The organism is Streptomyces sp. NPDC043738 (assembly GCF_056436545.1).
This window is the reverse complement of sequence record NZ_JBWKCJ010000034.1, coordinates 71093-85524: the sequence shown is the minus strand read 5'-3', so window position 1 is coordinate 85524 and position 14432 is coordinate 71093. Positions and strand designations below refer to the sequence as shown.

The 14432-nt window shown below is 72.4% G+C and carries 13 protein-coding genes, 1 tRNA gene and 1 pseudogene; 7 read left to right on the top strand and 8 right to left on the bottom strand.

The window, feature by feature from the left end:
• Nucleotides 1–145: 145 nt before the first annotated feature.
• The 4 genes from AC0680_RS32510 to AC0680_RS32495 all read right to left on the bottom strand — a co-directional run bounded on the left by AC0680_RS32510 (nt 146) and on the right by AC0680_RS32495 (nt 5313).
• Complete coding sequence (locus AC0680_RS32510; protein WP_478635972.1) at nt 146–2242, bottom strand: PTS fructose transporter subunit IIABC; 2097 nt, start codon at nt 2240–2242, stop codon at nt 146–148.
• Nucleotides 2243–2306: 64 nt separating this feature from the next.
• Nucleotides 2307–3254, bottom strand: coding sequence for a 1-phosphofructokinase (gene pfkB / locus AC0680_RS32505; RefSeq protein WP_478635969.1), 948 nt, complete (start codon nt 3252–3254; stop codon nt 2307–2309).
• On the bottom strand, nt 3251–4024 hold the full coding sequence (locus tag AC0680_RS32500; protein WP_478635989.1) for a DeoR/GlpR family DNA-binding transcription regulator: 774 nt from the start codon (nt 4022–4024) through the stop codon (nt 3251–3253). Before AC0680_RS32500 ends, pfkB begins: the two co-directional genes overlap by 4 nt.
• Before the next feature lie 287 nt (nt 4025–4311).
• Nucleotides 4312–5313: a sigma-70 family RNA polymerase sigma factor gene (locus AC0680_RS32495; protein WP_478635966.1), complete on the bottom strand. Its 1002-nt coding sequence runs from the start codon at nt 5311–5313 to the stop codon at nt 4312–4314.
• A gap of 549 nt (nt 5314–5862) precedes the next feature.
• Here AC0680_RS32495 and AC0680_RS32490 point away from each other — a divergent pair.
• Nucleotides 5863–6381 carry a hypothetical protein gene (locus AC0680_RS32490; protein ID WP_478635963.1) on the top strand — a complete coding sequence of 173 codons (519 nt, stop codon included), beginning with the start codon at nt 5863–5865 and terminating at the stop codon, nt 6379–6381.
• 86 nt (nt 6382–6467) lie between these two features.
• Here AC0680_RS32490 and AC0680_RS32485 read toward each other — a convergent pair.
• Nucleotides 6468–6650: pseudogene (locus AC0680_RS32485) on the bottom strand (hypothetical protein); the annotation flags it as partial.
• A 255-nt stretch (nt 6651–6905) separates the two neighbouring features.
• Between AC0680_RS32485 and AC0680_RS32480 the strand changes: the two are divergent.
• Nucleotides 6906–7403, top strand: a complete 498-nt coding sequence (locus AC0680_RS32480; protein WP_384489278.1) for a MarR family winged helix-turn-helix transcriptional regulator — start codon at nt 6906–6908, stop codon at nt 7401–7403.
• 42 nt (nt 7404–7445) lie between these two features.
• On the opposite strand, the gene AC0680_RS32475 is transcribed toward AC0680_RS32480, so the two are convergent.
• A complete protein-coding gene (locus AC0680_RS32475) occupies nt 7446–8972 on the bottom strand; it encodes an MFS transporter (protein ID WP_478635959.1) in 1527 nt (508 codons plus the stop codon).
• Nucleotides 8973–9138: 166 nt separating this feature from the next.
• Nucleotides 9139–9801, bottom strand: coding sequence for a TetR/AcrR family transcriptional regulator (locus AC0680_RS32470; RefSeq protein ID WP_478635956.1), 663 nt, complete (start codon nt 9799–9801; stop codon nt 9139–9141).
• A 352-nt stretch (nt 9802–10153) separates the two neighbouring features.
• Between AC0680_RS32470 and AC0680_RS32465 the strand changes: the two genes are divergently transcribed.
• On the top strand, nt 10154–11398 hold the full coding sequence (locus tag AC0680_RS32465) for a M6 family metalloprotease domain-containing protein (RefSeq protein WP_478635953.1): 1245 nt from the start codon (nt 10154–10156) through the stop codon (nt 11396–11398).
• A 157-nt stretch (nt 11399–11555) separates the two neighbouring features.
• On the opposite strand, the gene AC0680_RS32460 is transcribed toward AC0680_RS32465, so the two are convergent.
• A complete protein-coding gene (locus AC0680_RS32460) occupies nt 11556–12197 on the bottom strand; it encodes a TetR family transcriptional regulator (protein ID WP_384435300.1) in 642 nt (213 codons plus the stop codon).
• A gap of 51 nt (nt 12198–12248) precedes the next feature.
• Between AC0680_RS32460 and AC0680_RS32455 the strand changes: the two genes are divergently transcribed.
• The 4 genes from AC0680_RS32455 to AC0680_RS32440 form a co-directional block, all read left to right on the top strand.
• Nucleotides 12249–12464, top strand: coding sequence for a hypothetical protein (locus AC0680_RS32455; RefSeq protein WP_478635991.1), 216 nt, complete (start codon nt 12249–12251; stop codon nt 12462–12464).
• Nucleotides 12461–12763: a hypothetical protein gene (locus AC0680_RS32450; protein ID WP_384489283.1), complete on the top strand. Its 303-nt coding sequence runs from the start codon at nt 12461–12463 to the stop codon at nt 12761–12763. The genes AC0680_RS32455 and AC0680_RS32450 overlap by 4 nt, the downstream gene beginning before the upstream one ends.
• A 238-nt stretch (nt 12764–13001) precedes the next feature.
• A tRNA-Arg gene (locus AC0680_RS32445) sits at nt 13002–13077 on the top strand.
• 268 nt (nt 13078–13345) lie between these two features.
• The coding region (locus AC0680_RS32440) for a DUF3048 domain-containing protein (RefSeq protein WP_478635987.1) at nt 13346–14432 on the top strand (1087 nt) is incomplete at its 3' end.

Genomic DNA, 14432 nt, shown 5'->3' with positions numbered 1-14432 from the left:
CCCCACAGGCGGAACCTTGTCGGGGTTGGTGGGGAAGGGGGAAAGGGAGCCCGAACAAAAGGCACCCCCGCCAGGAAAAAAAAAAGGGTGTTGCCCGCCCTTGGGGGGGGCCCCCCCACCGCCTTTTCGTACGCGGCGCCCGGGGTCAGGCCGCGACCGCGACCTGGGAGCCGTCGGCGGCCGGGGTGGCGGCCGGGCCCTCGGCCGACGGCTTGCGCAGGCCCTTGAGGACGATGACCAGGGCCGTGCTGACGAGCGTGCCCGCGGCGATGGCGAGCAGGTAGAGGAGCGGCTGGCCGATCAGCGGGACGACGAAGACGCCGCCGTGCGGGGCCCGCAGGGTGCAGCCGAAGGCCATCGACAGGGCGCCGGTGACCGCGCCGCCGGCCATCGCGGAGGGGATGACCCGCAGCGGATCGGCGGCGGCGAAGGGGATCGCGCCCTCGGTGATGAAGGAGGCGCCGAGCACCCAGGCCGCCTTGCCGTTCTCCCGCTCGGCCTTGGTGAAGAGCCGGCCGCGCACGGTCGTGGCCAGCGCCATCGCCAGCGGCGGCACCATGCCGGCCGCCATCACCGCGGCCATCACCTTCAGGCTCCCCTCGTTGGGGTGGGCCAGGCCGCCGACCGCGAAGGCGTAGGCGACCTTGTTCAGCGGGCCGCCGAGGTCGAAGCACATCATCAGGCCGAGGAGCACACCCAGCATGATCGCGTTGGCGCCGGAGAGGCCGGACAGCCAGTCGGTCAGCCCCTTTTGCAGCGCGGCGATCGGCTTGCCGACCACGAGGAACATCAGGAAGCCGACGATCGCGGAGGAGACCAGCGGTATGACGACGACCGGCATGATGCCGCGCAGGACGGGCGGCACACCGACCCGCTGGATCGCCCGCACCACCCCGCCCGCGATCAGTCCGGCGATCAGGCCGCCGAGGAAGCCCGCGTTGATGGTGAGGGCGACCGCGCCGCCGACGAACCCCGGTACGAGGCCGGGCCGGTCGGCCATGCCGTACGCGATGAAGCCGGCCAGGACCGGGACGAGGAAGCCGAAGGCGACGCCGCCGATCTGGAAGAGCAGGGCCGCCCAGCTGGCGGACTCGGTCCAGACGAAGTGGTCGGCGACGGACGGCGCCTTGTTGATCGCGTAGCCGCCGATGGCGAAGCCGAGCGCGATGAGCAGTCCGCCCGCGGCGACGAAGGGGACCATGTAGCTGACGCCGGTCATCAGCCACTTGCGCAGGCGGGTGGCGAAGCCGTCGGCGGTGCCGGCGTCCTTGTCCATGGGGGCCGCGGCCCGTGCGGGGGCGGTCGCCGCACCGCGTTCGGCCTTCTCGCGTACCTCGGCGATGAGTTCGGCGGGGCGGTTGATGCCCGCCTTCACCCCGACGTCGACGGTCGGCTTGCCGGCGAAGCGCTCCTTGTCGCGCACCTCGACATCGTGCGCGAAGATCACGCCGTCCGCGTCCGCGACCAGCTGCGCATCGAGCCGCTTGAACCCGGCCGAGCCCTGCGTCTCGACGAACAGCTCGACGCCGGCGGCGTCCGCGGCCTTCTCCAGCGACTCTGCGGCCATGTAGGTGTGCGCAATGCCGGTGGGGCAGGAGGTGACGGCGACGATACGGAAGGGGGCGGGCGGCACCTCCTCGATGGGCCCGTCGGCCGGGGCGGGCTGCTGAGCGGGCACTGCGGCCGCGGCGGGCCGCTCGGCCTGCTCGACGGGCACGGCGGGCTGCTCGGCTGCCGGGGCGGGCTCCTGGACAGCCGCGGCGGGCTGCTCGACGGCCGGGGCGGGCTCCGCCGCCTCCGGCTCGTCGCCGCGGATCAGCGCCGCCGCGCGGGCCGGCTCGGTGGCGGACCGCAGCGCGCCGGTGAAGGCCTCGTCCATCAGACTGCGGGCGAGGGTCGAGAGGATCGACAGATGGTCCGCGTCGCCGCCCGCCGGGGCCGCGATCAGGAAGATCAGGTCGGCCGGGCCGTCCGGCGCGCCGAAGTCGATGCCGCCGGCGCTGCGCCCGAAGGCCAGCGTGGGCTCGGTGACATGCGCACTGCGGCAGTGCGGAATCCCGATCCCGCCGTCCAGTCCGGTCGGCATCTGGGCCTCCCGCGCGGCCACGTCCGCGAGGAAGCCCTCCAGGTCGGTGACGCGACCGGAGGCGACCATCCGCTCGGCCAGCGATCGCGCGGCGGCGTCCTTCGTCTCGGCGGACAGGTCGAGGTCGACCAGTTCCGCGCTGATCAACTCACTCATCACGCGGCTCCCTTGCTCGCAATCGGCATCAAACCCGTCGGCCCCCGGCCGGACCGGCGGCCGTTCACGGCGCCGGCTCCGTGAGCTCCCGGTCCAGCGGCACCTCGTCCGTCACCCGCACCGCCGCGGGGTCCAGGTCCTTCGGCGCCGGCATCAGGCTGCCCGGCAGCTGAACCGCCGCCGCGCCGTGGGCGACCGCGGCGGCCAGCGCGGCCACGCCCGTGCCGCCCGCCGCGAGGAACCCGGCCAGCGAGGCGTCGCCGGCACCGACGTTGCTGCGTACGGCGGCGACCGGGGCGCTCCCGAAGTGGGTGCCGTCCTCGTCGACCAGGAGCTGGCCGTCCGCCCCCAGGGAGGCCAGCACGGCGCGGGCGCCACAGGCCCGCAGCTCCTCGGCGGCCTTGACCGCGTCGCCCACGGTGGCGAGCGGACGGCCGACGGCCTGCGCCAGCTCCTCGGCGTTGGGCTTGATGACGTCCGGGCATTCGCGCAGCGCGGCGGTCAGCGACGGCCCCGAGGTGTCCAGCGCGATCCGGGTGCCCGCACGACGGGCGCGGGCGACCAGTTCGGCGTACCACTCGGGCGCCAGACCGCGCGGCAGGCTGCCGCAGCAGGCGATCCAGTCGACGCCCGCCCAGCGCTCGCCGACCTTCCGCAGCAGCGCCTCGGCCTCCTCGGCGGTCAGCTCGGGCCCGGCCGCGTTGATCTTGGTGAGCGTACCGTCGGGCTCGGCGACCGAGATGTTGGAGCGGGTCTGGCCGGACACCGGCACCCCCGCCACCTCGATGCCCTCGGCACCGAGCAGCCCGGCCAGCGCCGCGCCCGCGGGGCCGCCCAGCGGCAGTACGGCCAGCGTGTGGTGGCCACCGGCGGCGAGCGCCCGCGAGACGTTGACACCCTTGCCGCCGGGGTCGATGCGGTCGGCGCCGGCCCGGAGCACGGCCCCGCGGTCCAGCGCCGGGACCTCGTACGTACGGTCCAGGCTGGGGTTGGGGGTGACGGTGAGGATCATGCGCGTACTACTTCCGTGCCCGCGCGCTCGATGGCGAGGGCGTCGTCGGGGCTGAGCCCGGTGTCGGTGATGAGCAGGTCCACGTCCGACAGTTCGCCGAAGCGGGCGAACTGCTGCTGCCCGAACTTGGCGGAGTCGGCGAGGAGGACGACCCGGCGGGCGGCGCGGATCAGCGCCCGTTTGACGGCCGCCTCCGCGAGGTCCGGAGTGGTCAGGCCGCCGTCGAGGGAGAAGCCGTTGGTCGCGAGGAACAGCACATCGGCGTTGATCTCGCGGTAGGCGCGCAGCGCCCAGTCGTCGACCGCGGCGCGCGTGCGGTGCCGGATCCGGCCGCCCACGAGGTGAAGGGTGAGGCCGGGGTGGTCGGCGAGCCGGGCGGCGACCGGCAGGCCGTGGGTGACGACGGTGAGCTCGGCCTCCAGCGGGATCTGGGCGGCGAGCCGGGCGGCGGTCGTGCCGGCGTCCAGGATCACGCTTCCGGTGCCGCTCTCGCCGCCGGGGAGCTCGGCCAGCGCGGCGCGCGCGATGCGCTGCTTCTCGTCGGCGGCGACCGCGTCCCGCTCGGCGAGGTCCGGCTCGAAGTCCAGGCGGCCGGCCGGGATGGCGCCGCCGTGCACCCTGCGCACCAGGCCGGCCCGGTCCAGCGCCTTCAGATCGCGCCGTACGGTCTCGGCGGTGACCTGGAACTGCTCGGCGAGAGAGAGCACATCGACCCGTCCGCCCTCACGGGCGAGCCGCAGGATCTCCTGCTGGCGCTCCGGTGCATACATCAGCGTGTGTGTCCGTTCCATGCCCGAACCTGTGGTTTCGCTGCGATGCTACGCCTGGATTTCCGATAAGTAAATGGATTCGGACTCTAGACGGACTCAAACGGACACGCGAGCTGCCAGGCGGCGGCAGGCCGGGCGGGCGGGCGCCAGGCCCCGAGCCGGACACCCGCGCCGGACGCGGGTCGGGCGCCACGCCCCTGGACGCAAGCCGGCCGCCGCGCACCCGGACACAACGGAGCCCCGACGCCAGAACTGGCACCGGGGCTCGTCCTACCGGAAGGGGAGTCCTACGCGGCCGCGTCGAATCCCGTGTCGCGCGCCATCCGCTTCAGCTCCAGCAGCGCGTGCTTCTCGATCTGCCGGATCCGCTCGCGGGTCAGACCGTGCTGCTTGCCGACCTCGGTCAGCGTGCGCTCGCGGCCGTCCTCGATGCCGTAGCGCGCCTTGATGATCGAGGCGGTGCGGTGGTCGAGGCGGTCGATCAGGTCCTCCAGCTCCTCGCTGCGCAGCAGCGTCAGCACCGACTGCTCGGGCGAGGCGGCGGAGGTGTCCTCCAGCAGGTCGCCGAACTGGGTGTCGCCGTCGTCGTCCACCGACATGTTGAGGCTGACCGGGTCGCGGGCCCAGTCCAGCACGTCGGTGACGCGGGCGGGCGTGGAGCCCAGCTCGCCGGCGACCTCCGCCGGCTCCGGGTCACGGCCGTTCTCACGGTTGAACTCACGCTGCACCCGGCGGATCCGGCCCAGCTCCTCGACGAGGTGCACGGGCAGCCGGATCGTGCGCGACTGGTCGGCGATGGAGCGGGTGATGGCCTGGCGGATCCACCACGTCGCGTACGTGGAGAACTTGAATCCCTTGGCGTAGTCGAACTTCTCCACGGCACGGACCAGGCCGGCGTTGCCCTCCTGGATCAGGTCCAGCAGCGGCAGCCCCGCACGCGGGTAACGGCGCGCCACGGCGACGACGAGCCGGAGGTTGGAGCGGATGAAGACGTCCTTGGCCTTGGCCCCCTCTTCGGCCAGCGCCTCGAGCTCCTCGCGGCCGGCGCCCGCGGCGTTGCCGTCGGTGATCTCGCCGTCCAGGATCTGCTGGGCGTAGACGCCCGCCTCGATGGTCTGGGACAGCTCGACCTCCTTGGCGGCGTCGAGCAGGGGTGTACGCGCGATCTCGTCGAGGTACATGCCGACCAGGTCGCGGTCGGCGATCTCCCCGCCTACGGCGCGAACACTGGTGGCCCCGTCAGAAGCGCTGCTGCTTTCCTGACGACGGGCGACGGCACGGGTTGCCATGCGTGTGCTCCCTTTGCGATGAGTCGGTCGCGGGACGTTGGGGCGAGCCGGTTGGTGGTGCACCCACTGCGATGCTTGCCGGGTGGCCCGTCCGAAGGAAACAACGGCTGGAATCCGGACAGAATTCCCACACCGCGCTTCTATTTTTCTGATCATGCAGTACCCTGCGTCCCGCACGGGGAGGTCATACGCCGCGTGAGCAGCGGGAACCGCAGGTCAGAGCGGACACGGAAGCGGCTCCCCCACCCCTTGTGGATCTTTATCGCCACCACATCCGTGAGACGTGCATCACGTTCGGAGTAGCGCCCTTCCGTTCCTGCCGGTCCTGGCGCCGCCGCTCGCGCACCGCTCTCCCACCCCCAAGACGACCCGCACCGCATTCTGGTTGCCCAGGAGGCGGTGGACGGCGCCCCGCCCGCCCCGCCCGCCGTTCCGCGCTGATCCAGTTGACGGAAGCGACCCCCGGGTGTCGCCTGGACAGAAGGGCCCGACAGAAGGGCACGGGAGCAGCAGGACACCGGGCGCAGGGGCGATCGAGAGGAGCCCGCCATGGACCAGCACGCTCAACGGCACGGCGCGAGGGCGGCCCGCTCGCACGGCAGCGTCGAACTCGAACACGGCGCGACGGCCGGCACCGGCGGCCAGGCCCCGCAGCAACCCTCCCGGCTGGCCGTCATGGCCGAGCGCGTTCCGGCGACCGTCTCACTGCCGATCATCGCGGCGCTCGCCTTCGGCTGCTTCACGATCTTCCGCACCCACACCGCCGGCACCGAGGGCGGCCCCGCGCTGCTGTACGGGGTGGCCGCGGCCGTCGTCACCGGCGCGCTGGGGCTCTTCCTGGTCCACTACCAGTCGTCCATGCTCACCGAGACCCGGGCGCTCGCCTACGGCGCGCTCTTCGGCGCGGCGGTGGGCTGGAACTACAGCCTCGGCGGGGAGACGATCCTCAAGTCGTGCGGCTTCGGGCTCGTCATGGGCGTGATCATGTTCGTCGTCTCGCTGTACGTCTTCCGGACCCACCGCACGCGCGAGCCGCACGGCCGGCATCGGTCCACCGCGTTCGGCTGACGTCGCGGGCGGCCGACGTCGCGGCGCAGGCGCGGGTGGTCCTCGCCCGCGCGCAGCCGAGGGCCGCGGATCCTCCTGACGGTGACTCAGGACGGACCCCCCTCCATCCAGCCCCATCCAGGTCGGCCGAACCGCACCGAACGCCTCGCCGGACCCGCCCAGAATCCGTCAATCACACTCCGTACGGCGCCCAGCCGCCCCAGTGCGCCCGCGGCTCCGGGATCCGCGGCCCCCGGGGTCACGAACAGTGGCGTGAAGTGTTCGGTACGGAGCGTCCCGCGTATCCGCTCGGCCAGTTCCGGCACACCGGGGGCCGTCGACGAGCGGGGGTGCGCCGTGGCCGAGATCGAGCGCCGGCATGGGCGACATATCAACTGCACGGCGTCACACTGGGCGGTATCGGCACACCGGAAACATTCAGCCACCGCACTCTGCAGTACTTGAACGTTCAATCGTAGGAATCCAGCCTAACCCGACGTTGTTAAAACTTAAAGAACTCTCTGAGCGGTGAGAGAGTGGATGCTATGAGCACCGAACCCGCAGCCGAGCCGCGCTGGCTCACCGACGAGGAGCAATACGCCTGGCAGTGCTACCTCCACGCCACCACGCTCCTTGAGGACCACCTCGACCGTCAGCTGCAGCGCGACGCCGGGATGCCGCACGTCTATTACGGCCTGCTCGTCCAGCTGTCCCGGGCCCCCCGGCGCCGGATGCGGATGACCGAGCTGGCCCAGAACGCCAAGATCACCCGCTCCCGACTCTCGCACGCGGTCGCCCGCCTGGAGAAGAACGGCTGGGTGCGCCGCGAGAACTGCCCCTCCGACAAGCGGGGGCAGAACGCGTACCTCACGGACGAGGGGATGCGGGTGCTGGAGAAGGCCGCCCCCGGCCATGTCGCCGCCGTCCGCTCCGCGATCTTCGACCGCCTCTCCCCGGAGCAGGTCCGCCAACTGGCCGAGATATGCCAGGTGATGACCGAGGGGCTGCAGCCGCAAGGCGCCGACCTCCCCTGGCTCCGCTGACGCATCAGGGGAGCCGGAAGAGGCCGGCGCCTGCGGACCGGCTCAGTGCGCCAGCACCGGGACCGGCACCTCGTCCTCGGCCACGGCCTTGCCCGCACCGTCCCCGGACGAGGCCACCGGCGAACCGCCGCCCGGCCGCCCGGTGTTGATGAGGGTGAAGGCGATCGTCCCGGCCAGGAGCAGGATGCCGACCGCCCACCAGATGGCGGTGGTGTAGCCGTGCACCATCGACTGGAGCTTGAGCAGGTCGGCCGAGCGCGCGCCGGCCGCGTGCGAAGTGGCGTACGCGCTGGTGGCGCTGGCGGCGATGGTGTTCAGCAGAGCCGTACCGATCGCACCGCCCACCTGCTGCGAGGTGTTGACCATCGCCGAGGCGACACCGGCGTCCCGGGCCTGGACCCCGTGCGTGGCCAGCGACATCGCCGGCATGAACGCCGTACCCATGCCGAGGCCCATCAGCAGGAACCCGGGCAGGATCAGCGCCGGGTAGGACGTGTCCAGGTCGATCTGGGTCAGCACCAGCATGCCGGCCGCTGCCACGGTGAATCCGGGCGCCATCAGCAGCCGCGGACGGACCCGGTTCATCAGCCGGGCGCCGATCTGCGTCGATCCGGTGATCATGCCGACGATCATCGGAAGGAAGGCCAGGCCGGTCACGACCGGCGTGTACCCCTTCACGATCTGCAGGTAGTAGGTCAGGAAGAGGAAGAGGCCGAACATGCCGATCACGGCGAGGCCCAGCGAGGCGTAGACACCGGCGCGGTTGCGCTCGGCGACCACCCGCAGCGGCAGCAGCGGGGCCTTCACCTTGGACTCGACCAGCACGAACGCCAGCAGCAGCACGGCGGCCGCGGCGAACAGACCCAGGGTCGGGGCCGCCAGCCAGCCGTCGGACTCGGCGCGGGTGAACCCGTAGACCAGCGAGACCAGTCCGAGCGTGGCCAGGATGACGCCGGGGACGTCCAGCCGGGAGGGGTTGCGGCCCTCCGCGGGCTCACGGATGACCAGGAAGGCGCCGGTCGCGGCGACCACGGCGAACGGGATGTTGACGAAGAAGGTCCAGCGCCAGTTCATGTACTCGGTCAGCACACCGCCGAGGATCAGGCCCACGGCGCCGCCGCCACCGGCGATCGCACCGAAGATGCCGAACGCCTTGGCGCGCTCCCTGGCCTCGGTGAACGTCACCGCGAGCAGGGACAGTGCGGCCGGTGCCAGCAGCGCGCCGAAGACACCCTGCAGCGCCCGCGCGCCCAGCAGCATCCCCTCGCCGGCCGCGGCCCCGCCGAGCGCGGAGGCGACCGCGAATCCGATCAGCCCGATGATGAAGGTCCGCTTGCGTCCCCACAGGTCGGCGACCCGCCCGCCGAAGAGCAGCAGACCGCCGAAGGCCAGTGCGTAGGCGGTGATCACCCACTGCCGGTTGGCGTCGGTGATACCGAGGTCCTCCTGGGCGGAGGGCAGCGCGATGTTCACGATGGTCGCGTCGAGGACGACCATCAGCTGGGCGAGAGCGATGAATATCAGCGCTTTCCAGCGCCGGGGATCGACGGACGGGACGGTTTCAGGCATGGCGGGATCCACCTAGTGGTGCGGTGAGCGGACGGAGGCGTGAGCGGGCAGGAGCGAGGGGACGGACGGGGACGCCCGGTCCCCGTGGAACGACGAGTGGGACGGGTGGGACGGTGTGGGGTGTGACGTGCGGGGTGTGGGAGACCTGGGCCGGCGGCCGGTCCGGTTACCCGCGGCGCCTCAGGTCTTCGAAGGTGGCGGCGGACCCGGGCAGTTCGGAGCGGGCGGGCGCCTGCAGGCCGTCCAGGAACAGCTGCAGATGCCGGTGCACGAACCTGTCGAAGTCCACACAGCCACTGCCCGGCAATGGCCGGGTGAGCTGGGTGAGCGCGACCATCAGGTCACCGACGGCGATGTCGGGACGCAGCCGGCCGCTGTCGCGCGCGGCGCCCATGACGGCCTCGATGGCCGCCTCCAGGCGTTCGCGCGCGGCGAGCAGATCGGGGTGGTCACGGTCGATGCTGTCGGAGAGCATCGGGCACAGGGCCCCGATCCGCTCCTCCACCGCGTCGTGGACGAAGCGCCTCAGCGCTTGGAAGGCATCGGGCTCCTCGGCAAGAGCACTCTCCGCGCGGTCGGCCGTACGGGACATGACGGAGAGCGTGACGTGGTGGATCAACTCCAGTCGATCCGTGAAGTGACGGTAGAGCGTCGCATTGCCGACACCCGCACGTCGAGCGATTTCATCGAGCGGGGCCTCGGCCCCGAACTCCATCACCGTCTCGCGAGCGGCCGCGATGATCCGCTCCCGGTTTCGCAGGGCATCGGCCCGCAGACGGGGCGAGGGCCCCTGCTTCCCGGTCTTCGCGCAGTGTGCGACGGCGGTCATGCGGCTCACTCCTCTCGGTCTGCGGGTCCGGACGCCGGGCGGCGAACCGGGGAGACGCTCCCCGTTTCAGTCGGACGCCTGGTTAAACGGGGAGAGCGTCCCCGGATATTTCACGCCCGCATGTGACCTGACGCACAGTCCCCTGAGCCGCCTCCCGGCCCGACGCACGAGCCCGGATGGCCTCGCCATGACTCCGGCTCCCGGAGGGCGCCACGAATCCAGTCCCGGACGGCCCACGACTCCAGCCCCCGGATGACGACGTCATGCCTCCGGCCCCTGGATGACGACGTCATGCCTCCAATTGACGCAACACCGCGCGCGGGCGGTCACCCGGCGATCCAAGGTGATCGTCATGAGGCGCAAGATATCCACGGTGCTGGCCGCCGGCGCGGCCTGCGCGACCGCGGCCGTCACGCTGGGCTCGCCCCCCAGCGCCGTGGCCATACCCCCGGGGTCGGGCGTTCCCCCGAGCGGCCCCTGCGCGCTGCACGGCATCACCGACGACGTCGCCGAATCCGCCGACACCCCCGCCGGTTTCGCCCGTTCGTCCGGCGTGGTCAGGGCCCTGACCCTCTTCATCGACTTCCCCGACGCCCACGCCCCGATATCGCCCAGCGCCCGCTTCGCCGAGTTCTTCCCGGCCGCGGCGGACTACTTCCGCACCAGCTCCTACGGCAGGCTCAACTATCTGCCCGTCCCCCTCTTCCGCTGGATCCGCATGTCGCGACCGGTCGCGGCGTACGGCATCGAGCGCGGTGCCAGCTTCGACCCGGCCTCGGACGGCGGCTATCACGCGCTGGCCCAGGAGGCCGTCCGCGCCGTCGACCGGATCGTCGACTTCCACGACTACGACCTCGTCAACATCATCGCCACACCCAACGCGGGCCCGCCCGCGACCCGTACGGTCCTCTCGGTCACCTTCAGCGGTGGCGACATGGGAATGAAGACGGCCGACGAGGTGCCGTTCCGGAACGTGTCGTTCATATGGAGCCGGCAGATCGGAGCGAGCGCCTTCCGCGTCCTCAACCACGAGAACGCGCACAGCTTCGGTCTGCCGGACCTCTACTACAACGACGCGCGCCGCGCCCCGCCCCCCGCGGGCCACTGGGACCCCATGGACGAGGACTGGGGGCCGAGCAACGACTTCGTCGGCTGGCACAAGTGGAAGCTCGGCTGGCTCTCCGCCGACCAGGTGCACTGCGCACCGCCCCGCGGAACGCCCGCCGAACACACCCTCACGCCGATCTCCGTCCCCGGCGGCACCAAGATCGTCGTCATCCCGACCGCACCGCGCACCGCGCTGGTGGTCGAGGCCCGCACCCACGGGCTGCTCGAACCGGCGGTCTGCCGGCCCGGCGTCCTGATCTACCGCGTCGCCACCGACGTCCCCTCGGGCCGCGGCCCGCTCCGCGTCGTGGACGCCACCCCGCGCAGCGGCGGCTGCTACCAGAAGAAGTACGTCGACTCGGAACTCACCGACGCCACCTTCCGCCCCGGCGGCACCTACACCGACCGCGCCAGCGGCACCTCGGTCACCGTCCTCACCGAAAGACCGGACGGCACCTACCGCGTACGGGTGACCCCCGCCCGCTCCTGACACCCACCACCGCCACCCGCGCCCACGACGCCAGGAACCACCGGGCCCGACGCCCCCACCAGGACCACTGGCCCCACCCGGCCACCAGGCCCACCAGGCCCACCAGGCCCACCGAGACCTACTACTCCCCTCCCCCTACTCCCCTACCCCCCTCCCCCTACTCCCCGCCCTCCTCCCCCCAGTGCCGCCGGCCGATGCTGATCAGCCGCAGCTGCCGACGGGCCGTCCGCACCACCCGTTCGGCCGCACCCTCGGCCCCGTCCTCCTCGGCGTCGAGCAGCGCCGCGGCCGTCGTCACCAGCCGGTCCACATACAGCTCGGCCAGCATCCGCACATCGTCGTCGCGCCAGCCCTCCGACACCGGCTGGGACTTCAGCGCCGCGGCGACCTCCTCCGCGAACCGGTCCAACTCCCCCGCGATGGCCTGCCGCACGGCCCGTACGCCCCCGTGCCGCTCCCGCGCCACGAACCGGATGTGCAGCGGGTACGTGCGCACATGCTGCTCGACGACCGCGACCGTACGGTCGATCCGCTCCTCGGCCCCGTCCTGCTCGGCGAGGATCGCCCGCACCATCACATGCAGACTCCCCAGCGCCTCCTCGACCAGCGCGACGCCCAGTTCGCCCAGGTCCCTGAAGTGCCGGTAGAACGCGGTCGGCGCGATGCCCACCACCCGCGTCACCTCCCGCAGCCCCAGGCTGCTCAGGCTCTGCTCCTCCAGCAGGCCGAGCGCCGCGTCGAGCAGCGCCTGGCGCGTCTTCTGTTTCTGGGCCTGCCGGACCCCAAGGGTGTGACTCATGTCATCCAGTAAACAACCGTTCTCCGAACTTCTCCACCCGTGGGGAGTCGTATGCTGGAGTCACTGAGTGAACAACTGTCCTCCGAATCGGAAAGGCGGATCATGCTCTTCCTCGTCGCTGCCCTCCTCCTGATGGGGATCGCGCTGGGCACCGCGGCACACCTCCCCCTCCCCGTCACCCTCGTCGCGGCGGCCGTCATCGCCGGCTGGCTGCTCGTCTTCTCCCTGCGCGAACGCCGCCACCGGAGCGAGGTGACCGCCCGATGACCGCGCTCACCCAGGCCACCTCGACCACCGCGGCCAAGTCCCCCCGCCGCTCGGACCGTTCGCGCTCGCACGCCGACGGCATGGCCGTGGCCTCCTTCGTCCTCGGGCTGCTCGGCACCCTGGTCCTCAACCTCGTCCTCGGCCCCTGCGCCCTGATCCTCGGCGGCCTGGCCCTGGCCCGCGGCACCACCCGCCGCGGCCGCGCCCTCCTGGGCCTCGCCCTCGGCGCCGCCGACCTGCTCGTGCTCGCCCTCCTGGTCACCCTCGACGGCACGGTCAGCTGGCACATCGGCGGCTGACGACCACACCCACCCGGCCGAGCACACCCACGCCCCCAGGGAGGCCGGCCGCGGGACGCCGGCCGCCCCAGGAACGACCACCGCTCCCCCGGAACGCCCCCTGAGGCACCGGCCGTCCCTCATCACCCCGCCCCCATCCGCTACGCTGTCCTGGGCTCCCCTCAGGGGCGTCCAGGCCCTTGCCGAGACCGGATGCATTTCCCACGCACCACCGCCATCCACGTCTCCCCCAAGGCCCGCCTCCGTAGCTCAGGGGATAGAGCACCGCTCTCCTAAAGCGGGTGTCGCAGGTTCGAATCCTGCCGGGGGCACCAGCCGGAAGGCCCCGGACCGATCATGGTTCGGGGCCTTTGTCGTCCGGGTCCGGGGTCGACCGATATCCGGGGGCCGGTGCCGGCCGACGTCCAGGTCCGACATCCAGGCCGGCATCGACCAGGCGCGGGCGGCCGGGGGGCTCTCGGTGTCCGGCCCAGGTGGCGCATGGGCTCGTGTCGGGTGTGTGGGATCGGGTGCGTTTTCGGTCGGTGGTGCCATCCTGATGGGGTGTACCGGGTGAGAGTGCACCTTCGATTCGCCTTCGGGATGCGGCCGTTCCGGCGGGGTGAGGGTCGCGGGACGCTGTGGGGCGGGGTTCGGGCGGCGGCGGTGGCCGGGCTGGTCTCGTCGATGGCGGCCTTGGCGGTGGTCGGTGTCTCGGGGTGTACGCGGTCCGGCTCCATGGAGGGGGCGGGTCCGGCGCGGCCCGGGGGACGGGCGGTCTCACCGTTCACGGGGCTCGCGGCGCGGTCCGGGCCGGTGCTCGCGGTCAAGATCGACAATGTCGGTCCGGCGCGGCCGCACACCGGCCTCGGTGCGGCGGACCTCGTCTACGTCGAGCAGGTCGAGGCCGGGCAGACCCGGATACTCGCCGTTCTGTCGTCGCGACTGCCCCCGAAGCTGGGGCCGGTGCGCAGTGCGCGCGCGTCGGACATCGAGCTGCTGGGGCAGTTCGGCAGGCCCGCGCTCGCGTACTCCGGGGCGCAGTCGAGGCTGAATCCGCTGATCATGGCCGCGCCGCTGTACGCGCTGCCGCCGGGAAGGGCGCCGGGCGCCTACTTCCGCGACGGCGGGCGGGCCGCGCCGCACAACCTCTACCTGCGGCCCGAACGGCTCCTCGCCCAGGCGCCGGAGGCGTCCGCGGCGGCGGACATCGGCTTCCGGTTCGGGCCGCCTCCCGCGGGCGGACGACGGGAGACGGGCTACACCGTGCGGTATCCGGCCGCCCGTTACGACTTCACCTGGTCGTCCGCCGGCGGGAAGTGGCTGGTGGCGATGGACGGCGTGGCGTCACGCACCACCGACGGCGGCCGGCTCGCCGCCTCGACCGTGGTCGTCCAGCGGGTGCAGGTCCGCGACTCGGAGTTCCGGGACCGGTGGGGCGCGGTGTCGCCGTTCACCCAGACCGTGGGCTCCGGCTCCGCCCTGGTCCTGCGCGACGGCAGGGCGTACGACGCCCGGTGGCACCGGGACTCGGCACAGGACGGGACGGAGTTCACCACACCGTCCGGGGCACCGCTGAACTTCGCCCCGGGGCAGGTCTGGGGGGGGGGGGGGGGGGGGGGGGGGGGGGGGGGGGGGAGGGGGGGGGGGGGGGGGGGGGGGGGGGGGGGGTGGGGGGGGGAAGCGGGCG

Bases quoted from the DNA above. Each gene is read 5' to 3' on its own strand.
- AC0680_RS32510 (WP_478635972.1), bottom strand. From the start codon at position 2,242: ATGAGTGAGTTGATCAGCGCGGAACTGGTCGACCTCGACCTGTCCGCC.
- pfkB (WP_478635969.1), bottom strand. From the start codon at position 3,254: ATGATCCTCACCGTCACCCCCAACCCCAGCCTGGACCGTACGTACGAG.
- AC0680_RS32500 (WP_478635989.1), bottom strand. From the start codon at position 4,024: ATGTATGCACCGGAGCGCCAGCAGGAGATCCTGCGGCTCGCCCGTGAG.
- AC0680_RS32495 (WP_478635966.1), bottom strand. From the start codon at position 5,313: ATGGCAACCCGTGCCGTCGCCCGTCGTCAGGAAAGCAGCAGCGCTTCT.
- AC0680_RS32490 (WP_478635963.1), top strand. From the start codon at position 5,863: ATGGACCAGCACGCTCAACGGCACGGCGCGAGGGCGGCCCGCTCGCAC.
- AC0680_RS32480 (WP_384489278.1), top strand. From the start codon at position 6,906: ATGAGCACCGAACCCGCAGCCGAGCCGCGCTGGCTCACCGACGAGGAG.
- AC0680_RS32475 (WP_478635959.1), bottom strand. From the start codon at position 8,972: ATGCCTGAAACCGTCCCGTCCGTCGATCCCCGGCGCTGGAAAGCGCTG.
- AC0680_RS32470 (WP_478635956.1), bottom strand. From the start codon at position 9,801: ATGACCGCCGTCGCACACTGCGCGAAGACCGGGAAGCAGGGGCCCTCG.
- AC0680_RS32465 (WP_478635953.1), top strand. From the start codon at position 10,154: ATGAGGCGCAAGATATCCACGGTGCTGGCCGCCGGCGCGGCCTGCGCG.
- AC0680_RS32460 (WP_384435300.1), bottom strand. From the start codon at position 12,197: ATGAGTCACACCCTTGGGGTCCGGCAGGCCCAGAAACAGAAGACGCGC.
- AC0680_RS32455 (WP_478635991.1), top strand. From the start codon at position 12,249: ATGCTGGAGTCACTGAGTGAACAACTGTCCTCCGAATCGGAAAGGCGG.
- AC0680_RS32450 (WP_384489283.1), top strand. From the start codon at position 12,461: ATGACCGCGCTCACCCAGGCCACCTCGACCACCGCGGCCAAGTCCCCC.